Genomic DNA, 1,200 nt, shown 5'->3' with positions numbered 1-1,200 from the left:
CCGCGAAGAGCCCCGGCACGGAGGTGCGCTGGAACTCGTCCACCCGCACCAGACCGTCGGGCAGCAGTTCGGCGCCCAACCGTTCGGCCAGCGGGGAGCGCTGCCGGGTGGGCGCGCGGTGGTACACCGCTCGGGCTCAGTCGCCCGCCGGCTCCGCCAACGCCCGGGCCAACCCGGCGGGGGTGGGCCGCTCCAGGAAGCGTCGGGGCGTCACCCGGCCCCTTCCGTCCCGCGCCAGCGCCGCGAGCATGCGCACGGCCAGCAGTGAGTCACCTCCCAGCGCGAAGAAGTCGGCGGTCCGGTCCGTCACCGGTCGCTCCAGCAACTCGCTCCAGCGGACGGCCACCTCCTCCTCCAGGACGCCCCGCGGAGCGCCCGGGGTCTCCGCCCCGTCCCCCGCCGTCGTGACCGGGGCCGGAACCGAAAGGCGGGAGGGCGCGCCCGACGCCTCCTCCCGCGGCGCCTCCACCACCTCCGGCAGAAGAACCTCCGCCGTCCATCCGTCCCCGGTCACCAGGGACTCGACCAGGTCGGTCACCTCCGCGAAGAGGGCGTCCACGTCCTTGGCGTCGAACAGCTCCTCCACCAGAGAGAAGACGATGACCAGTTCTCCGCGCAGTTCGAACAGGCGCAGCTCCAGGGCGACCTGCGGGGTGCGCAACTGCTGGTGGTGACTGGCGAGATCGATGATCCCCAGGGGTCCGGCCTCCCCGGGGACCTCGCTTCCGATGGCCGCGTCCACCCCGAGCGTGGACTGGAACACCACGGGCGCCACCGGTCGTCGGGTGCCCCGCCGCCGCCCCAGCTCACGGGACACCTCGACCCCGGTCACCAGGTTGTGGGCCATGGCCTCGCCCATGTCCCGCTGCGCGATCCTCGCCAGTTCGGCGAAGGTCGGGGCGGCCGGGAGATCCACCGGCACGAGCGTCGTGGAGGAGAAGGCCCCCACCAGACGCGGCACGTCGGGGTGCAGCGGCAGCCGGTTCAGCTGCAGGGTGTTCAGCAGGAATCGTCGGTGTCCGCAGGCCCGGGAGATCGCGACCCCGAACGCGGCGAACATCGCGGCGGAGGGCGTGACCCCGTGCGCCGCGCAGTGCTCGCGCAGGGCGTCCCAGCGGACCGGGTCGAGCGTGGCCTGCCGGGTTCCCATCAGCGTCGGGGCGACCTCGGCCGGGTCGGCGACCAGGGGAAGGGCGGGAG

The 1,200-nt window shown here is 73.9% G+C and carries 1 protein-coding gene; it reads right to left on the bottom strand.

Translation table 11 applies throughout. The annotated features are described in order from the left end of the window. Positions 1 to 136: 136 nt before the first annotated feature. A partial coding sequence (locus FNQ90_RS28265; RefSeq protein ID WP_267133108.1) for a condensation domain-containing protein occupies positions 137 to 1,200 on the bottom strand: 1,064 nt, incomplete at its 5' end.

The sequence above is a fragment of the Streptomyces alkaliphilus genome (assembly GCF_014141535.1).
Classification (GTDB): domain Bacteria; phylum Actinomycetota; class Actinomycetes; order Streptomycetales; family Streptomycetaceae; genus Streptomyces; species Streptomyces alkaliphilus.
This window is presented reverse-complemented; position numbering and strand designations above follow the sequence as displayed.